Origin of the sequence: Leisingera aquimarina DSM 24565 (genome assembly GCF_000473165.1) — a bacterium.
Classification (GTDB): Bacteria; Pseudomonadota; Alphaproteobacteria; order Rhodobacterales; family Rhodobacteraceae; genus Leisingera; species Leisingera aquimarina.
Map to the genome: position 1 here is coordinate 3,743,011 of NZ_KI421504.1, position 15,070 is coordinate 3,758,080.

Annotated in this window: 11 protein-coding genes and 1 riboswitch; of the genes, 3 read left to right on the forward strand and 8 right to left on the reverse strand. The window is 61.6% G+C overall.

Features of this window, described 5'->3' with window-relative positions; genetic code table 11:
• Positions 1 to 67: 67 nt before the first annotated feature.
• The 6 genes from ptsP to AQUI_RS28665 all read right to left on the reverse strand — a co-directional run bounded on the left by ptsP (position 68) and on the right by AQUI_RS28665 (position 8,646).
• Positions 68 to 2,308 (reverse strand): phosphoenolpyruvate--protein phosphotransferase, encoded by a 2,241-nt coding sequence (gene ptsP, locus AQUI_RS0122760; RefSeq protein WP_027259580.1) that lies wholly within the window; start codon positions 2,306 to 2,308, stop codon positions 68 to 70.
• A 271-nt stretch (positions 2,309 to 2,579) separates the two neighbouring features.
• Positions 2,580 to 3,818, reverse strand: coding sequence for an aspartate kinase (locus AQUI_RS0122765; RefSeq protein ID WP_027259581.1), 1,239 nt, complete (start codon positions 3,816 to 3,818; stop codon positions 2,580 to 2,582).
• Between the two features lie 179 nt (positions 3,819 to 3,997).
• Positions 3,998 to 5,446 (reverse strand): TrkH family potassium uptake protein, encoded by a 1,449-nt coding sequence (locus tag AQUI_RS0122770; RefSeq protein WP_027259582.1) that lies wholly within the window; start codon positions 5,444 to 5,446, stop codon positions 3,998 to 4,000.
• 47 nt (positions 5,447 to 5,493) lie between these two features.
• On the reverse strand, positions 5,494 to 6,285 hold the full coding sequence (locus tag AQUI_RS0122775) for a hypothetical protein (RefSeq protein ID WP_027259583.1): 792 nt from the start codon (positions 6,283 to 6,285) through the stop codon (positions 5,494 to 5,496).
• Positions 6,286 to 6,577: 292 nt separating this feature from the next.
• Complete coding sequence (folE2, locus tag AQUI_RS0122780; RefSeq protein WP_027259584.1) at positions 6,578 to 7,681, reverse strand: GTP cyclohydrolase FolE2; 1,104 nt, start codon at positions 7,679 to 7,681, stop codon at positions 6,578 to 6,580.
• A 110-nt stretch (positions 7,682 to 7,791) separates the two neighbouring features.
• The gene (locus AQUI_RS28665) at positions 7,792 to 8,646 is read right to left on the reverse strand and encodes a LysR substrate-binding domain-containing protein (RefSeq protein WP_051371965.1); all 855 of its coding nucleotides are present in this window, start codon (positions 8,644 to 8,646) and stop codon (positions 7,792 to 7,794) included.
• Positions 8,647 to 8,756: 110 nt separating this feature from the next.
• Between AQUI_RS28665 and AQUI_RS0122790 the strand changes: the two genes are divergently transcribed.
• Together AQUI_RS0122790 and AQUI_RS0122795 are read left to right on the forward strand one after the other, a co-directional pair.
• A complete protein-coding gene (locus AQUI_RS0122790) occupies positions 8,757 to 9,545 on the forward strand; it encodes a HalD/BesD family halogenase (protein WP_027259585.1) in 789 nt (262 codons plus the stop codon).
• Positions 9,542 to 10,792, forward strand: a complete 1,251-nt coding sequence (locus tag AQUI_RS0122795; protein WP_027259586.1) for a M24 family metallopeptidase — start codon at positions 9,542 to 9,544, stop codon at positions 10,790 to 10,792. The genes AQUI_RS0122790 and AQUI_RS0122795 overlap by 4 nt, the downstream gene beginning before the upstream one ends.
• A gap of 97 nt (positions 10,793 to 10,889) precedes the next feature.
• Here the strand turns inward: AQUI_RS0122795 and metZ are convergent, their stop codons facing one another.
• Positions 10,890 to 12,080, reverse strand: a complete 1,191-nt coding sequence (gene metZ / locus AQUI_RS0122800; protein ID WP_027259587.1) for an O-succinylhomoserine sulfhydrylase — start codon at positions 12,078 to 12,080, stop codon at positions 10,890 to 10,892.
• A 59-nt stretch (positions 12,081 to 12,139) separates the two neighbouring features.
• Positions 12,140 to 12,219: riboswitch (SAM riboswitch) on the reverse strand.
• Positions 12,220 to 12,676: 457 nt separating this feature from the next.
• Entirely contained in the window at positions 12,677 to 14,119 is a 1,443-nt protein-coding gene (locus tag AQUI_RS0122805; RefSeq protein ID WP_027259588.1) for an NCS1 family nucleobase:cation symporter-1, read from the reverse strand.
• A gap of 171 nt (positions 14,120 to 14,290) precedes the next feature.
• Between AQUI_RS0122805 and AQUI_RS0122810 the strand changes: the two genes are divergently transcribed.
• The gene (locus tag AQUI_RS0122810) at positions 14,291 to 14,947 is read left to right on the forward strand and encodes a GntR family transcriptional regulator (protein ID WP_027259589.1); all 657 of its coding nucleotides are present in this window, start codon (positions 14,291 to 14,293) and stop codon (positions 14,945 to 14,947) included.
• Positions 14,948 to 15,070: the final 123 nt, after the last annotated feature.

A 15,070-nucleotide genomic window follows, 5' to 3' on the forward strand; every position in this document is an offset into this window, starting at 1 on the left:
ACAGCCCCTGCCGGGCCTGCTCAAATTTCCAATGAAATCATCTGCCGGACTCGGGAGGCCGCGCCGGTCAAAGTTCCCGCAGGTATTTCATCACCGCCGGGCGCACCGCCTGATCGCCGCGGTGGCGGGCATCCGAGATGATCTTGCGCAGCTCACCCAGATCCACCCGCAGCAGCAGCGACTTCACCGGCCCGATGGAGGCCGGGCGCATCGACAGCGTGCGAATACCCATGGCAGCCAGACACACGGCCTCGACCGGGCGGCCCGCATCCTCGCCGCAGAAGCTCAGCGGCGTGCCTGAGATTGCGCAGCGCTCCACGATCCGCTCGATAAAGCTCAGAAAGCTCACGTTCAGCGTGTCATAGCGGCGCCGCACCCGTTCATTCTCGCGGTCGGCAGCAAAGAAGAATTGCTTGAGGTCATTGCCGCCGATCGAGATAAAGGCAACCTCGTCAAAGAACTTCTGCGGCGCATAGGCCAGCGAGGGTGTTTCCAGCATTGCGCCGATCTCCAGCTCAGCTGGCAGCACATGGCCCAGAATACGCTCGCGCTCGATGGTCTTGTCCACCTCGGCCTTGGCCGCGCGGTATTCTTCGAATTGGGCAACAAAGGGGAACATGATCGACAGCGGCCGCCCTTCGGCCGAGCGCAACAGCGCCTGCAACTGCATCCGCATGATGCCAGGCTTGTCCAGCCCCACCCGGATCGCCCGCCAGCCCAGCGCAGGGTTTGGCTCATCCGTAGGTTTCATATAGGGCAGAACTTTGTCGGAACCGATGTCCAGAGTGCGGAAAATCACCGGTTTGCCATGGGCTGCATCCAGAACCCGCTTGTACAAAGCAACCAATTCCGAGCGCTTGGGCATCTGATTCCGCACTAGAAATTGCAATTCCGTGCGAAACAGCCCCACACCTTCAGCACCAGAACTATCCAGCGACGGCAGGTCCGCCATCAGACCTGCATTCATCACCATATTGATGCGCTGACCGTCGGTGGTGACCGCCGGCTTGCTGCGGATTGAGGCATAGCGCTCCTGCGCCTGGGCGTGCATCGCGATCTTGTCGCGGAAGGCGCCGACAACTGTTTCATCGGGCCGCAGGTGCACCACACCCTGATCGCCATCCACCATGATGTGGTCGCCGTTCAGCGCCTCGGTGGTGACCCGCTTGGCATTCACTACCAGCGGAATGGCCAGTGCCCGCGCGACAATCGCGGCGTGAGATCCGACCGAGCCCTCCTCCAGCACGATGCCCCGCAGGCCGCGGCCATACTCCAGAAGATCCCCCGGACCTATGTTGCGGGCGATCAGGATGGGGTTATCCGGCAACTCGGCACCAGTGTCTGCCCCCTGCCCGGTCAGAATCCGCAGCAAGCGGTTCGAGAGATCATCCAGGTCGCTCAGACGTTCGCGCAGGTAGGCGTCCTGAACCTGGCTCATCCGGGCGCGGGCCTGGGATTGCTCTTTTTCCACTGCGGCTTCGGCGCTCAGACCGCGGGCGATGTCTTCTTCCATCCGCCGCATCCAGCCTTTGGAATTGGCAAACATACGATAGGCCTCAAGAACCTGCAGCTGGTCTTTGTCTCCGTTGCGGGAGACTTCCAGCATTTTGTCAACGCCGACCCGCAGTTCCTCGACTGCGCTGTTCATCCGCTCCAGCTCACGTTGGGGATCGTCGGCAATCGGATTGGTCACGATCACCCGCGGCTCGTGCAGCCAGACGTGGCCTTCTGCCGCGCCTTCCTGGGCGGAGGTGCCGTGGATCAGAACCGGCTGCTGGTGCAACGGCGACAGGGCCGCGCCTTCGCCGACGAAGGCGCCCAGCTCGGTCATCTCCGCGATGACCATCGCCACCACTTCCAGCGCATAGACCGCATCGGCTGAAAACTCGCGCCCCTCCTTGGACTGAACCACCAAGACGCCCAGCATCTCGCCCAGCCGCTGCACCGGCACCCCAAGGAAAGAGGAAAACCGCTCCTCCCCGGTCTCGGGCATATAGCGGAACCCTTTGGCATTGGGCGCATCCGGGGTGTTCACCACCTTGCCGTATTTCGCCACCCGGCCCACCAGGCCCTCGCCGATGCGCATCCGGGTCTGGTGCACCGATTCGCGGTTCAGACCCTGGGTCGCACACAGCTCCAGCGTTTCCTCGTCGCGGAACAGATAGACCGAGCACACCTCGGTTCCCATGCTGTCGGCGATCAGATGGGTGATTTTGTCGAGCCGCGCCTGGCCGGCATCATCGCCCGCCATCGCCTCGCGCAAGCGAACCAGAAGCTTCCTGCTTTCGGATTCTGTCGTGTCAGCCATTGCCACCCTCTCCCGAGGCCATTTCTCGCGCACCGCCGCCCTGACTGATCTCCGCAGAACGGATACCCCTCAGAGCAGTACGCCAGTGCTCTCTCCTCCACCCACTTGTCCCACCCCAGCGGAAAAAGTCCAAGTGTTTTTGCAGCATTGCCCGCAATCAGAGCAACCTGTCACGGCATTGCGCAAAATACCGCCAGCAGCAGGCCAGACACAACAAAGGCGCCGGATCGGCGCCTTTGCAACTTACAGATAACTGTTTCCCGTTGGGCGCTTAGCCGACTTTTTCCAGCTCAAAAGCATCATGCAGCGCCTGTACGGCCAGCTCCATGTATTTGCGGTCGATCAGCACCGATATCTTGATTTCGGAAGTTGTGATCACCTTGATGTTGACGCCCTCATCCGACAGCACTTTGAACATCTTGGCGGCCACGCCGGACTGCGAACGCATGCCGATGCCAACCACAGAAACCTTGGCCACATCCTTGTCGGCCAAGAGTTCGGCATAGTTCAGCTCGCCCTTTTCCTTGATTGCCAGCAACGCCTGCTCAGCGCGCGCCACCTGGTCAGTCGGGCAGGAGAAGGTCATGTCGGTGCGGCCCTCGTCCGAGATATCCTGCACGATCATATCGACATTCACCCCCGCATCGCTGAGCGTGGTAAAGATGGTCGCCGCGATGCCGGGGCGGTCGGCCACCGACTGCACGGTCAGCTTGGCCTCGTCACGGGAATAGGCCACACCGGCCACAACATTGGATTCCATGATTTCCTCCTCGGCACAGACCAGGGTACCGGCCTCGTCACTTTGTTCCTCGAAACTGGACAGCACGCGCAGCTTCACTTTATAGCGCATCGCCAGTTCAACCGAACGGGTCTGCAGCACTTTCGCGCCCAGCGACGCCAGCTCCAGCATTTCCTCAAACGCGATCTTGTCCAGTTTGCGCGCCTTGTCGCAGATCCGCGGGTCAGTGGTATAAACACCGTCCACATCGGTGTAAATATCGCAGCGCTCAGCCTCAAACGCTGCGGCAAAGGCCACCGCGGTGGTGTCCGAACCGCCCCGGCCCAGCGTGGTAATGCGGCCTTCGGGGCTGATGCCCTGGAAGCCGGCCACAACCGCCACTTTCATGCCTTCATCAAACTTGGCGCGAATGTTTTCCGGCGGGATCTCCTCGATCCGCGCCTGGCTGTGCGCCGAGGTGGTCTTGAGCGGCACTTGCCAGCCCTGCCAACTGCGGGCGGGAACATCCATTTCCTGCAGCGTCAGCGCCATCAAGCCGGCGGTCACGTTCTCGCCCGAGGACACAATCGCATCATATTCGCGCGCGTCATACAGCGGCGAGGTCTCATCAACCCAGCCGACCAGCTCGTTGGTCTTGCCGGACATCGCCGACACGATGACGATCACGTCATAGCCCTTGGCCACTTCAACGCCGACGCGTTTGGCAGCGCGGCGGATACGGTCCAGGTTGGCGACAGACGTGCCGCCGAATTTCATCACAAGTACGGGCATATGGAGCGGGTCTCCCTGCGCTTGCGGGTTTCAGTCCCGTGCCTCATATGCGAGCGGTCCCTGGAGAGCAAGAGCATGCATTCCCATCGGGCAAGGAAGCTGCGGTTCAGGCTGCCGTTTCAGCGCGGCAAACCGCCACAAGGATCAGGCGGCGCAATATTTGCCAATCCGCCGGGTGATCAGCTGCGCCAGAAGCGGACAGTCAGCATCGCGTAGACCGCCATCAGCTCCAGCCGCCCGATCAGCATCGCCGCGCTCAGGATCCATTTTGCCGGATCATTGAGGGTGGAGAAATTTCCTGCAGGCCCGATGATGTCTCCCAGGCCGGGACCGATATTCGCCAGGGCGGTGGCCGCACCGGACACCGCGGTTTCAAAATCCAGGCCCGTCAGCGCCAGCGCCCAGGCCACCATGCCCAGTGTCACAATGAAGAACATGAAGAAAGATATCACCGAGCTGAGCACCTCAGCGTCCACCGGGCGCCCCTCGTAGCGGGTAAAGAACACCCCATGCGGCGAACGGATGCGCTGGATCTGCGTTCTGACCGAGGCCAGCAGCAGCTGGTAGCGGAAGATCTTGACGGAACAGGCGGTCGATCCCGCACAGCCGCCGATCAGCCCGGTGAAAAAGAAGATCATCACCAGAAAGCTGCCCCATTGCATGTAATCCGCACTGGCATAACCGGTGCCGGACATGATCGATGTGATGTTGAACAAGGCCGAGCGCAGCGCCTCTTCACCGCTGTGCGGATTGGCGTAATACAGAACTCCGGCTGCAACCGCGACCAGAATGCCCAGCGTCATCATGAAGCCGCGGATCTGGCTGTCCCGCAGCATCGGCGCGCCATGGCCGTTGATCAGCTGCACATAACGCACGAACGGCAGTGCTGCGAGGATCATGAAAACCGCCGCCGCATATTCCACCGGCCCGGCAAAGGCCCCGAAAGAGGCATCGTAATTGGCAAAGCCGCCGGTGGCGATGGTGGTCATCGAATGCACAAGCGCATCAAACGGCCCCATGCCCATCACCATGTAGACCAGCATGCAGGCCATGGTCAGCGACACGTAGATCAACGAGATCTGCTTGGCGATCGCCTGCGCCCGCGGCAGGATTTTGCCAAAAGTGTCAAAGCTTTCCGATTTAAAGATCTGCATGCCGCCGACCCGCAGCTCGGGCAGGAAAACCATTGCCACAACAATGATGCCGATACCGCCCAGCCATTGCAGGATACCGCGCCACAACAGCAAGCCGCGGGGCAGCCCGTCGAGGCCGGAAATCACCGTCGACCCGGTGGTGGTGAGCCCTGACATCGCCTCAAAAAACGCATCGACAAACCGCAGCTCGGTTGCCCCCAGCATCAGCGGGATCGCCCCGAACAGCGGCAGCGCCAGCCACACGGTGGTGGTCAGCAGGAAGGTCTGGCGGATCGTCAGCCCTTCCTTGACGCCATTGGCGCAGCTTAAGGCCAGCAGCCCGCCGACCAGAATGGTGAACACCGCACTTTCCAGAAACACATGCCATTCGCCGCGGCCATCCAGCAGGTCGACCAGCAGCGGGAACAGCATCATGGCTCCCAAGATGACGACCAAAAGGCCAATGACATATCCAACCGGGCGCAGATCCAACATGCGGGGCAGCGTTGGACCTGCGCGCGCTAAGTGTCAAGCCTGCGACGCTATTCCTTGCTCTCACCGGCTTTGCCTGCGTTGCGCGCGGGCATCTTCCGCGGCTTGGACGGCTTGCGCGGGCGTTTTCCTGGCGCCGCCTTCACTGATTGCGCTGGTTTGGCGGCCAGAGGCTCTGTTTCCGGAACGGGCGTTTTCACAGCGAATGACTTTGTCACCGCCGCCACTGCGGCAGACTGCGTCGTGTTTTGTTGTTTTTCCGGGCTGCGGCGGCTGGCGGCGGATCCCCGGAATACTGCAGCTGGCTCCGCAGCCGCATCTGTGTCCGGCTTTCCAGTTGCGCTTGCCTTTGCCTGATTTGCTTTCACCGCCACCGGCTTTGACACTTCCGGCGTCGCAACTGCAGCCTCGGCTGGCACGGTTTTTTCACCAGCGGCCTTTCCTGCAGCAGCCCGCGCGGCCGGCCTTTGTTCCGCGGTCTTACGCACTGCCGGTTTTCTGGCAATCGCCTTCCTTTTAGCAGCAGGCTTTGCGTCTGATTGCCCGGCGGGCGGTTGCGTGCCTTTCACTGCGGGCGAAACCAATGTGCTTTCTTTCACAGGCGCTGCCGGTTGCGCATTCTGCGGCGTTGCAGTTTTCTGCCATGCCGGCTGCGGCACCGCAAGGCCAAGGATTGTCCGCTGCAATTCAAACAAGGAATGCGCGGCCCGCATCTGCCCCATCGGCGTCGCAATCACTGCTTCGGTCATTTGCCGCCACAGCTTCAGCTGCGTGCCTGCCGTATAGCCTGCCCATTCATGCGCCAAGGCTGAGAATGCGCCATGCTGGTGAAAACTGCTCATCAGATACTCCTTACTTCATGCACCGGTTTTACCCTGCCTGTTCGTGTTGCGGCCGGGCAAAAGAAGGAGAGGCGCGGCACCGGAGCTGATCCGGGCCTGCAGCAGCGGCAATCGGGTGTAAGTTCCCTGCCCCATGCGCAACGGCTCCCCACAACACCTGGAGAATCCTCCAGGCGACAGCCTGGATATTACCATGCTTCGCTGCACAGCAGCACAAAAAATGCGGCAACGCAGAAATTACAGGAGGTCAGCCGTGTGCCTGCCTTCAAACCGGGCACGTCAGCCCGGCAAGTTACCCCTGGTGGATCAGGGTCGAAAACAGTTTCGGATCGAGACTCATCGCCTTGAACAACGGGCCTTGGGTCAGCACGCTGACGGCGTCATGGCTGTGCAGGCTTTCCTGGTGGCTGGCGACCACCCGGAAATCGCCGATCCGCGCGTCGCCCTGCAGCGCCTCGCAGAACAGCCGCGCCGCGTCTTCCACAAAGATCGGATTGGCGGCGTTCAGCTCGGCAAAGGCCTGCTCGTCCTCGCGCTTGACCATCACCTGGGTCTCGGTCGGCACCGCCTTGCGGCACAGCTCGATCAGATCCTCAAACCACAGGCAATCGCTGCCCGGCACAGACTGAACCGAAATCCGTGCCACCGACCGCTGCGAATGCGGCGTTGCCAGCTGGCCGCGCGACTGGCGGGCATGCTCCGACAGCTCCAAGGAGCACGGGCAGGTCGAGGAATAGACATAGTCCAGGTGCATGATCTTCTCACGCACACCGTCATGGTCCACCAGTTCCAGCGCAAAATCGTAATACTGATAGCCGCTGAGGCCCGAGCGCAGGCTTTCCACCCTTGCAGGGAAGGAGAACCGCATCTGGATGCGCGCGTCCGGGCTGTCCAGATCGCTCAGGTAGTCATCCAGCGCCGATGCCATCACTTCAAAGCTGAAGGTGCGCTCCGCGTGCTTGTAGAAGGTGCGCATGATCCGGGACATGTTGATGCCCTTCTTGCCCGCATCCAACGACACGGTGCCGGTCACGCTGGTTTCCAGGGTCAGGTCGCCGTCGTCGCGGGTGTGAAAGCGGATCGGCAGCCGGAAGTTGGAGATCCCCACATGCTGGATCTGCTCCTTGGCGCCGCGGATCAGGCTGGTCGGCCCGTTCTGCAGGTCAGGCAGCGTCGCGCGGTAGGCTTCGTCGGATTTGAAACCCTCGGGGTATTGCCGCGAAAGTTCCGGGTAATTGCCCACCTCGCGGCCCGGCAGCAACCGCGCCACGGCCGGGTCCAGCTCGGCGATCTCGGTCTCGGTCACAGTGCCGGCCCAGGCCCGCAGCACATCCAGCGCAGCAGCCGCAGCTTCGCGGTCCGGCGCCTCGGCAGCGTCGCGGTTATGAATGTTCATCGGCGTTTCCCCCAGTGATACGGCCCATATAGGGTGCGGCAGGCCACCCTCATATACTGTTACGCGGCAATTTTCAAAACGGATCCGCCATTTGCGGCAGAACCGGCGCCTTAACGGACCCCAAGCACCTCCGCAAGGGTCCGCAGGCGGCGTGAACGCGACTTGTAATGCGCAGTGACCAGCACATAGGGCCGCGGCATTTCCAGCACCGGCCCGTCCAGCCGGTGCAGCCTGCCCGCCCGGATTTCACCGGCCACGACCTGCGTCGGCAACAGCGCAATTCCCAGCCCCGCCTGCACCAGCGCCACCACCGATGGCACAGACTGCCCGATGACCGCCACCGCCGTGTCTTCGCGCGCAATCCCGTGCTGGCCGAAATACTGCCGCCAGCCCGGCACGGAGGAGACCGTCTCGCCCCAGCTGACTTCCACCAGCGGCGCCGTCCGCATGTCCATCTGCGGGCCCATGCCGACCGGCACCATTTGATCCGTGAACAGGGCTTGCGTCCGGTGCTCCGGATGCTCGCCGCCATAGGTCAGCCGCGCATCAATACCCTCCGCCTCCAAGTCGATCCGGTCATCCTCGATCCTGAGCCGCAGCGGCACATCGGGCCGCAGCCTGGCAAAGGCCTTCAGCCGCTCCGGCAGCCACAGCTGCGCCAGCGCTGGCGTTGCCGAAATCACCAGCGGGCGCCGGGCGCCGCCTTCGGTCAGTGCTTCCGTGAAACTGGCAATCTCCGCCAGCGACATCGCCGCCTTCTGGTAGTAGTCACGCCCGGCATCCGTGAGCCGCACCTGGTTTGCGCGGCGGGTGAACAGCTTCAGCCCCAGCCACTCCTCCAGGTTCTTCACCTGCATCGACACCGCTGCCGAACTGACACCCAGCTCCGCCCCGGCAGCCGAAAAGCTCCCGGTGCGGGCAGCGCACTCAAAGGCGCGAAGGGCATTGAGGGGCGGCAGTTTCATGACAGCACAGTGCAAGAAAATCTTATGCTCGCCAAGATATTTTGTAGTGGTCAGAACCCCGCCCGGAGCGCAGTCTTGGGAAAAGCTCAAAAGACCCTAAGGAACACCCCATGCGCGACATTCTTGATCTCGACCGTTACCCGCTCGACCGCCCGGGCACCCCGGAATGGCAAACGCTAGTGGACCGCTGCCGCGCCGAGCTGGCCGAGGGCGGCATGTTCAGCCTGGAGGGGCTGATGAACCCGGAAGTGGCCCAGGGCGCCGCCGATGCGCTGAAGGGCAAGTTTCAGACCGAAAGCTTCCACCACAAGCGCTGGCACAATATCTATTTCAAGGACAGCGTCGAAGGCCTGGCCCCGGACCACCCTGCCCTGCAAAAGGTCGAGACCTCGAACTTCACCCTCTGCGCCGACCAGTTCCAAGGCTCACCGGTGCTGCGCCTGTACGACTGGCCTCCCTTTGCGCAGTTCCTGGCCGCCACAATGGACAAACCTGCGCTTTACACCATGGACGACCCGCTGGCGCGGCTGAACATCATGTCCTATGGCGCCGAGCAGGCGTTGAACTGGCACTTCGACCGGTCTGAATTCACCACCACCATGCTACTGCAGGCGCCGGATGAAGGCGGGGAGTTCATTTACAGCCCGGAGTTGCGCACGGATAACGATCCGAATTTTAGCGGTGTCGAGCGGCTGCTGGCCGGCGCGGACCCGAACATGCGCTCAATTACCCTGGCGCCGGGCACGCTGAATATCTTCCGCGGCAAAAACTCTCCCCACCGCGTCGGCACCGTCAAAGGGGACAAGACGCGGGTGATCGCCGTCTTCACCTTCTACGAAAACCCGGGCGTGCGGTTCTCAGACGAGGAAAATATCGGCTTTTATGGCCGTGCGTCATGACGGAACTGGCCATCTTCAAGGACGAACGCAAACGCACCTTCCTGAATGCCTCAGGCGCCGACAAACCGCTGAAGTCACCGCTGGGCCAGGACGTTCTGGACCGCGCCCGAGCGTACCGCTTGCAGCGGCTGCGCGATGAAATGGCGCGTCAGGACGTGGCGGGCCTCTTGCTCTATGACCCGGTCAACATCCGCTATGCGTTTGATTGTTCCAACATGTCGATCTGGACCGCCCACAACCCGATCCGCTACGCGCTGATCCTGAACGACGGCCCTGGCATCATGTTCGAATTCAAGGGCTGCGAGCATCTGAACGACGGGCTGCCCGGCATTGACGAGATCCGCAACGCCATCGGCTGGATGTTCATGTGCGCCGGCGACAAGGCCGCGGACCGCCTTGCCCCCTGGGCCGCAGAGATCGCGGATCAGATCAAGCAACACGGTGGCGGAAACCTGCGCCTCGGCGTCGACCGGATGGAGCCCGAGGGCGTGCATGCCCTGTCGGAGCACGGCATCCAAGTCATCGATGGCGGCCAAATCACCGAGACCGCCCGCGCCATCAAATCGGCGGATGAAATCGAGCTGATGCGCTGGACCATCCGCGTCTGCGAGGCCGGCATGGCGCGGATTTATGAGCATTCGGTGCCCGGCGTGACCGAACAGGAGCTTTGGGCGCATCTACATTTCGAGAATGCGCGCTCAGGCGGCGAATGGCTGGAAACCAAGCTTCTCACCTGCGGCCCCAACACCAACCCCTGGTACAGGGAATGCTCGCAGCGCGAATGCCATCTAGGGGAAATGATCAGTTTCGATACCGACATGATCGGCCCCTACGGCTACTGCGCCGATCTCTCGCGCAGCTGGACCTGCGGCTATCAGCCGATGAACGATACCCAGAAACGTCTGTATGCGGCTGCGCGGGAGCAGATCGACCACAACATGGCGCTCTTGCAGCCCGGCCTCAGCTTTGCCGAGTTCAACGCCAGGAGCTGGCAAATCCCGGAGCCTTATCAGCCCTACCGGTATTCACTGGCGGCCCATGGTGTCGGCATGGCCGATGAATGGCCGGTGGTGCCGCTGCATGTGGACTTCGACGGCGCCCACGGCGGCGGGTTCGAAGAAAACATGGTGATCTGCATCGAAAGCCTGATCGGCGAAAAGGGATCCGAGTCGATCAAGCTGGAAACCCAGGTGCTGGTCACCGCGGATGGCCCGGTGCGGCTCGACAGTTTCCCCTGGGAAATGTGAAAAAAGAGAGGGGGCAGACAGCCCCCTCTTAAACCTACGGCTCAATTCACCCCCGAGAGTATTTTCGGCCAGAAAGAAGCGGCTTTCCGGCAGCCTCTCAGGCCTGCGAGGCTTCCAGCGCCGCCGCCAGGTCGGCGATCAGATCATCTGCATCCTCCAGTCCGACCGAGAAGCGCACCAGGCCCGGGGTGATACCCAACTCGTCCTTCAGCTCGTCAGTCAGCCGCTGGTGGGTGGTGGTCGCCGGATGGGTAGCGATGGACTTGGCGTCGCCCAGGTTGTTGGAAATCACCGGGATGGTCATCGCATTCAGGAACTTGAACGCCGCCTCTTTGCCGCCCTTCAGATCCAGCGACAGCACAGTGCCGCCCTTGCCGCCCAGCTGGCTCTGCACCAGCGCGTTCTGCGCATGATCTTTCAGCCCCGGATAGATGGTGCGCTCCAGCGCCGGATGGCAGTTCAGCGCCTCGGCAATCTTCAGCGCGGTTTCGGCCTGGGCATTGACCCGCAGCGACAGGGTTTCCAGGCCCTTCAGCATCACCCAGGCATTGAACGGGCTGAGCGAGCCGCCGGTGTGTTTCATATAGGGTTCCAGCGTGCCGCGGATGTAGTCCTTGGTGCCCAGCACTACCCCGCCCAGCGCCCGGCCCTGGCCGTCGATGTGCTTGGTGGCAGAATAAATCACCACATCGGCGCCCTGTTTGATCGCATTCGAGAACACCGGGGTCGAGAACACGTTGTCCACCACCACCGTGGCGCCAACCGAATGGGCGATCTCCGCAACCGCGGCGATGTCGATCACCTCCAGCGTCGGATTCGACATGCTTTCAAAGAACACGGCCTTGGTATCCGGGCGCATAGCTGCCCGCCAGGCCTCCAGATCGGTGCCGTCGATGAACGTCACCTCGACCCCGAAGCGGCCCAGCACATCCGCCAGGATATAGCTGCAGGAGCCGAACAGCGCCTTGGCCGACACGATGTGATCCCCTGCCTTCACCAGCGAGGTCAGCGCGCCGTTGACCGCCGCCATGCCGGAGGCGGTGGCAAAGGCATCCTCGGCCCCTTCCAGCGCCGCGATGCGCTTTTCGAACATATCGACAGTGGGGTTGCCGTAGCGGGCATAGATGAACTCATCCGGGCCAGTCTCGATAAACCGCGCCTCAGCCTGCTCGGCGCTGTCGTAGACAAAGCCCTGGGTCAGGAAGATCGCCTCGCTCACCTCGTTGTACTGGCTGCGGCGGGTGCCTGCGTGAACCAGCTTGGTACGGCTGTTCCAGTTGTCGCTCATCTTCTGTCTCCTCGCGCCAATCGCGCATAAAAAAACCCCAATCGGCCAAGCGAAAGGGGGTCCTTCACGTCCTGACCTCTTTAGCGGGAATGTTTTACGTGGCCCGCAATCCGGTAACAAATCACGCACGCCCAAGGCGGCAACCCTCAGGATTTATACGGCCTAAAGAAAACAATACACTGATCATTTCCCTAGAAGGATCTTTGCCACGACCCTAACGCCTCTCCTCCCTCCCCGCTTGGGCATGCCTGAAAGCTGAATTTCAAGCCTTGCGGCATGCTTTGGCGAACTTGGCTGCCTGGGGCCATTTGGATGGTCCAGGCACCGGGAAGGATTACGCGGGAATACAGCAGAAAAGCCCGGTCATGCAAGGCCGAATACGGCCTGCAAGGCCGGATGACTTGCCCAGCAAACGGTCTGAACCTCCATGTTGGAGCCCGCATCCTCGGCCTGGGTTGCAGGGCTGGCCGTTCCTTGACCGGCAGCGGGACAGCCCAGATGTCCGACGTAATCACAGGGTCGTGCTTGCTGCAAGTAGTGTCAGACAGCTTGCCGGTGGAACACCCAACTCCACCGGCCTCAGCCTCGGAATACCCTCAGGCTTTTGCCTGATGCCTGGCAAAGAAGTTGAAGGCCAGTCCGCCGAGGATTGCGCCAATCACCCAATTGAAGCCGGACAAGAACGCGAACCACGGAACCCAGACAGTCGCGACCGAGAAGATGGCCGCCGCCGCAAAGGCTTTGACCGCGGCATTGTTCCAGCCGTTGTCATAGTGGTAGATGCCGCCCTCCATGTTGTAGAGGTCGTCTTCGTTCAGCTGCTCCTGCCGGTGCAGATAGTAGTCGACGATCATAATGCCGAAGATCGGCGCCAGCGTCGCGCCGAGCGTGTTGACGAAGCCGCTGATGCCGAACTGGCTGATGAAACTGCTCCAGAAGCCGCCGATGACCAGCGCAAACAGCGAGGTGATCAGACCAGCCTTGCGGAAGCTGATCCTTTCGGGGGCCAGATTGGCAATACCATTCACCGCCGGGATGAAATTGGCGACCAGATTGATGCCGACAGTCGCCGCAAAGAAAGTGATTGCGGCAATGATACCCAGCAGCACACTGTCGGTCCGCTCAACGATCTCGGTCGGATTGATGATCTCTTCACCAAAGACGACAGCCGCACCGCCGGTGGTCAGCAAGGCCAGGGCCGAGAACAGAATCATGTTGAACGGCAACCCGGCAAAGTTGCCCAAGACCATGGCCCGCTTGTCCTTGGCATACCGCGAGAAGTCGCTGAAGTTGATCATCACGGCGGCAAAATAGGCCACCATGGTGCCGACTATGGCAATAAACCCTTTGAGTTCGCTCCAATAGGTGCCTTCGGGGTTGGCAAAGATCGTGGCCGTGGCGGTGAGCAACTGACCGTCCGAACGCTGCCAAAGCACAATGACGAGGCCGATCATCACCAGATACACGAAGGGGCCCGCGATATTGAGAAAGGTTTCCACCCAGCTCATGCCGCGCCAGAAGATGAGGATATGAAAACCCCAGACGACCACGAAGGAGAGCCAGTCGATACTGGTAAGGCCGAGAATTTCGGTGCCGCCAGCGGCACCGGTGAGCGAGCGGATCAGCAGCGCCAGCGCGGTTGAGGCGAAGTAGACTTGGACCCCGTACCAGAACACCGCCACCGTTGCGCGCAGAATGGCCGGCAGTTTGGCCCCTTGGGTCCCCATGCTGGCGCGCGCCAGAACCGGATAGGGTATGCCGTATTTCTCGCCCGCTGCACCGGAGAGATTCACCATCCACATCACGAACAGCCCGGCGCAGATCAGGGCCGCAAAGGCAGTCCAGCCGCCGACGCCATAGGAAATGAACAGCGACGCCACCAGCGAATAGCCGAACAGCGACTGCACGTCATTGGCCCAGATGTTGAAGATGGCGAACCATCCCCATGTTTTTTCGTCGCTGCCAACGGGGTTAAGCGCATTGCCTTCGGGGTCGAGTGTCCCCCCGTGTGCGATATGCACATCGTCTGTTGCAGTCATTTTTTCCTCCCTGATGCTGTTCCGCGGCTGGCGGCTTCGTGCCCCTCCCAAACAGCGCGGCAATCTAAACTTGCAACTAACATGTTAGCAGGTATTCTATGTGGCAGTCTGTTAGGAATTTCAGATAGCACCTTATTGAAACCGGAGGTAATGCCCGCTAAGGACAGCCGGATGACCCAGTCTCAAGATGTTCAGCTTTTGGCGGTGAAGGCGCAAAAAGCCCTGTCGGCGGCGCTGCGCAACGGGCAGCTGCGCGACGGGCAGTTTCTGTCGATGTCTCAGCTTGTTACCATGCTCGGCTTCCCGCTGTCCGCGGTCCGCGAAGCGGTAAAGCACGCCAGCTCGCAAGGCCTGCTGATCACTTTGCCGAAGCGCGGGATCCAGGTGATGGAGGCGCGCCCCGAAACGATCCGCGACTGCCTCGACTTCCGGATGGTGCTGGACCAGGAGGGAGCACGGCGGCGGATATCCAGCGATGATCTGACCGGCCTGGATGCACTTCGGGACCGGCATCAGGCCTTTCGCGACGCCGCGCGGCGGAGCGAGGCCAGCAGCACACCGGAGGGCGCCATAGAAGTTGACCTCTCGCTGCATGACTTCCTGGCCGCTGGACTTGGCAATCCCCAGCTGGCGGCCGCGTATGCAGCCAACCGGATGCGGACTGCCATTATCCAGAACGCCCGCCCTTTCCTCCAGGACCGGATCCTATCGGCTATGGAGGAACATCTCGCCATAATAGACGCCCTTGAACGCCACGAAGCTGACGCGGCAACCAGCGCAATCCAGCATCACTATGCGCAGACCCTGCGATGGTGGGGCGTCACCTGATCTTCAGCACCCGGCTCGCCCTGGAAACGGCTGCCGCGAAGCGTCGAAGGTTATGCGTTTCGGACGCGCAGCAAGCAAGATGGCTTTCGCCGCAATGCGATGCCCGGGCACGCCGGATGTTAC

What these genes read in the sequence shown, in the direction of transcription:
- AQUI_RS0122775 (WP_027259583.1), bottom strand. Translation starts at nt 6,285, where the DNA reads ATGAGCAGTTTTCACCAGCATGGCGCATTCTCAGCCTTGGCGCATGAA.
- AQUI_RS0122790 (WP_027259585.1), top strand. Translation starts at nt 8,757, where the DNA reads ATGCGCGACATTCTTGATCTCGACCGTTACCCGCTCGACCGCCCGGGC.
- AQUI_RS0122795 (WP_027259586.1), top strand. Translation starts at nt 9,542, where the DNA reads ATGACGGAACTGGCCATCTTCAAGGACGAACGCAAACGCACCTTCCTG.
- folE2 (WP_027259584.1), bottom strand. Translation starts at nt 7,681, where the DNA reads ATGAACATTCATAACCGCGACGCTGCCGAGGCGCCGGACCGCGAAGCT.
- AQUI_RS0122810 (WP_027259589.1), top strand. Translation starts at nt 14,291, where the DNA reads ATGACCCAGTCTCAAGATGTTCAGCTTTTGGCGGTGAAGGCGCAAAAA.
- AQUI_RS0122770 (WP_027259582.1), bottom strand. Translation starts at nt 5,446, where the DNA reads ATGTTGGATCTGCGCCCGGTTGGATATGTCATTGGCCTTTTGGTCGTC.
- ptsP (WP_027259580.1), bottom strand. Translation starts at nt 2,308, where the DNA reads ATGGCTGACACGACAGAATCCGAAAGCAGGAAGCTTCTGGTTCGCTTG.
- AQUI_RS28665 (WP_051371965.1), bottom strand. Translation starts at nt 8,646, where the DNA reads ATGAAACTGCCGCCCCTCAATGCCCTTCGCGCCTTTGAGTGCGCTGCC.
- metZ (WP_027259587.1), bottom strand. Translation starts at nt 12,080, where the DNA reads ATGAGCGACAACTGGAACAGCCGTACCAAGCTGGTTCACGCAGGCACC.
- AQUI_RS0122805 (WP_027259588.1), bottom strand. Translation starts at nt 14,119, where the DNA reads ATGACTGCAACAGACGATGTGCATATCGCACACGGGGGGACACTCGAC.
- AQUI_RS0122765 (WP_027259581.1), bottom strand. Translation starts at nt 3,818, where the DNA reads ATGCCCGTACTTGTGATGAAATTCGGCGGCACGTCTGTCGCCAACCTG.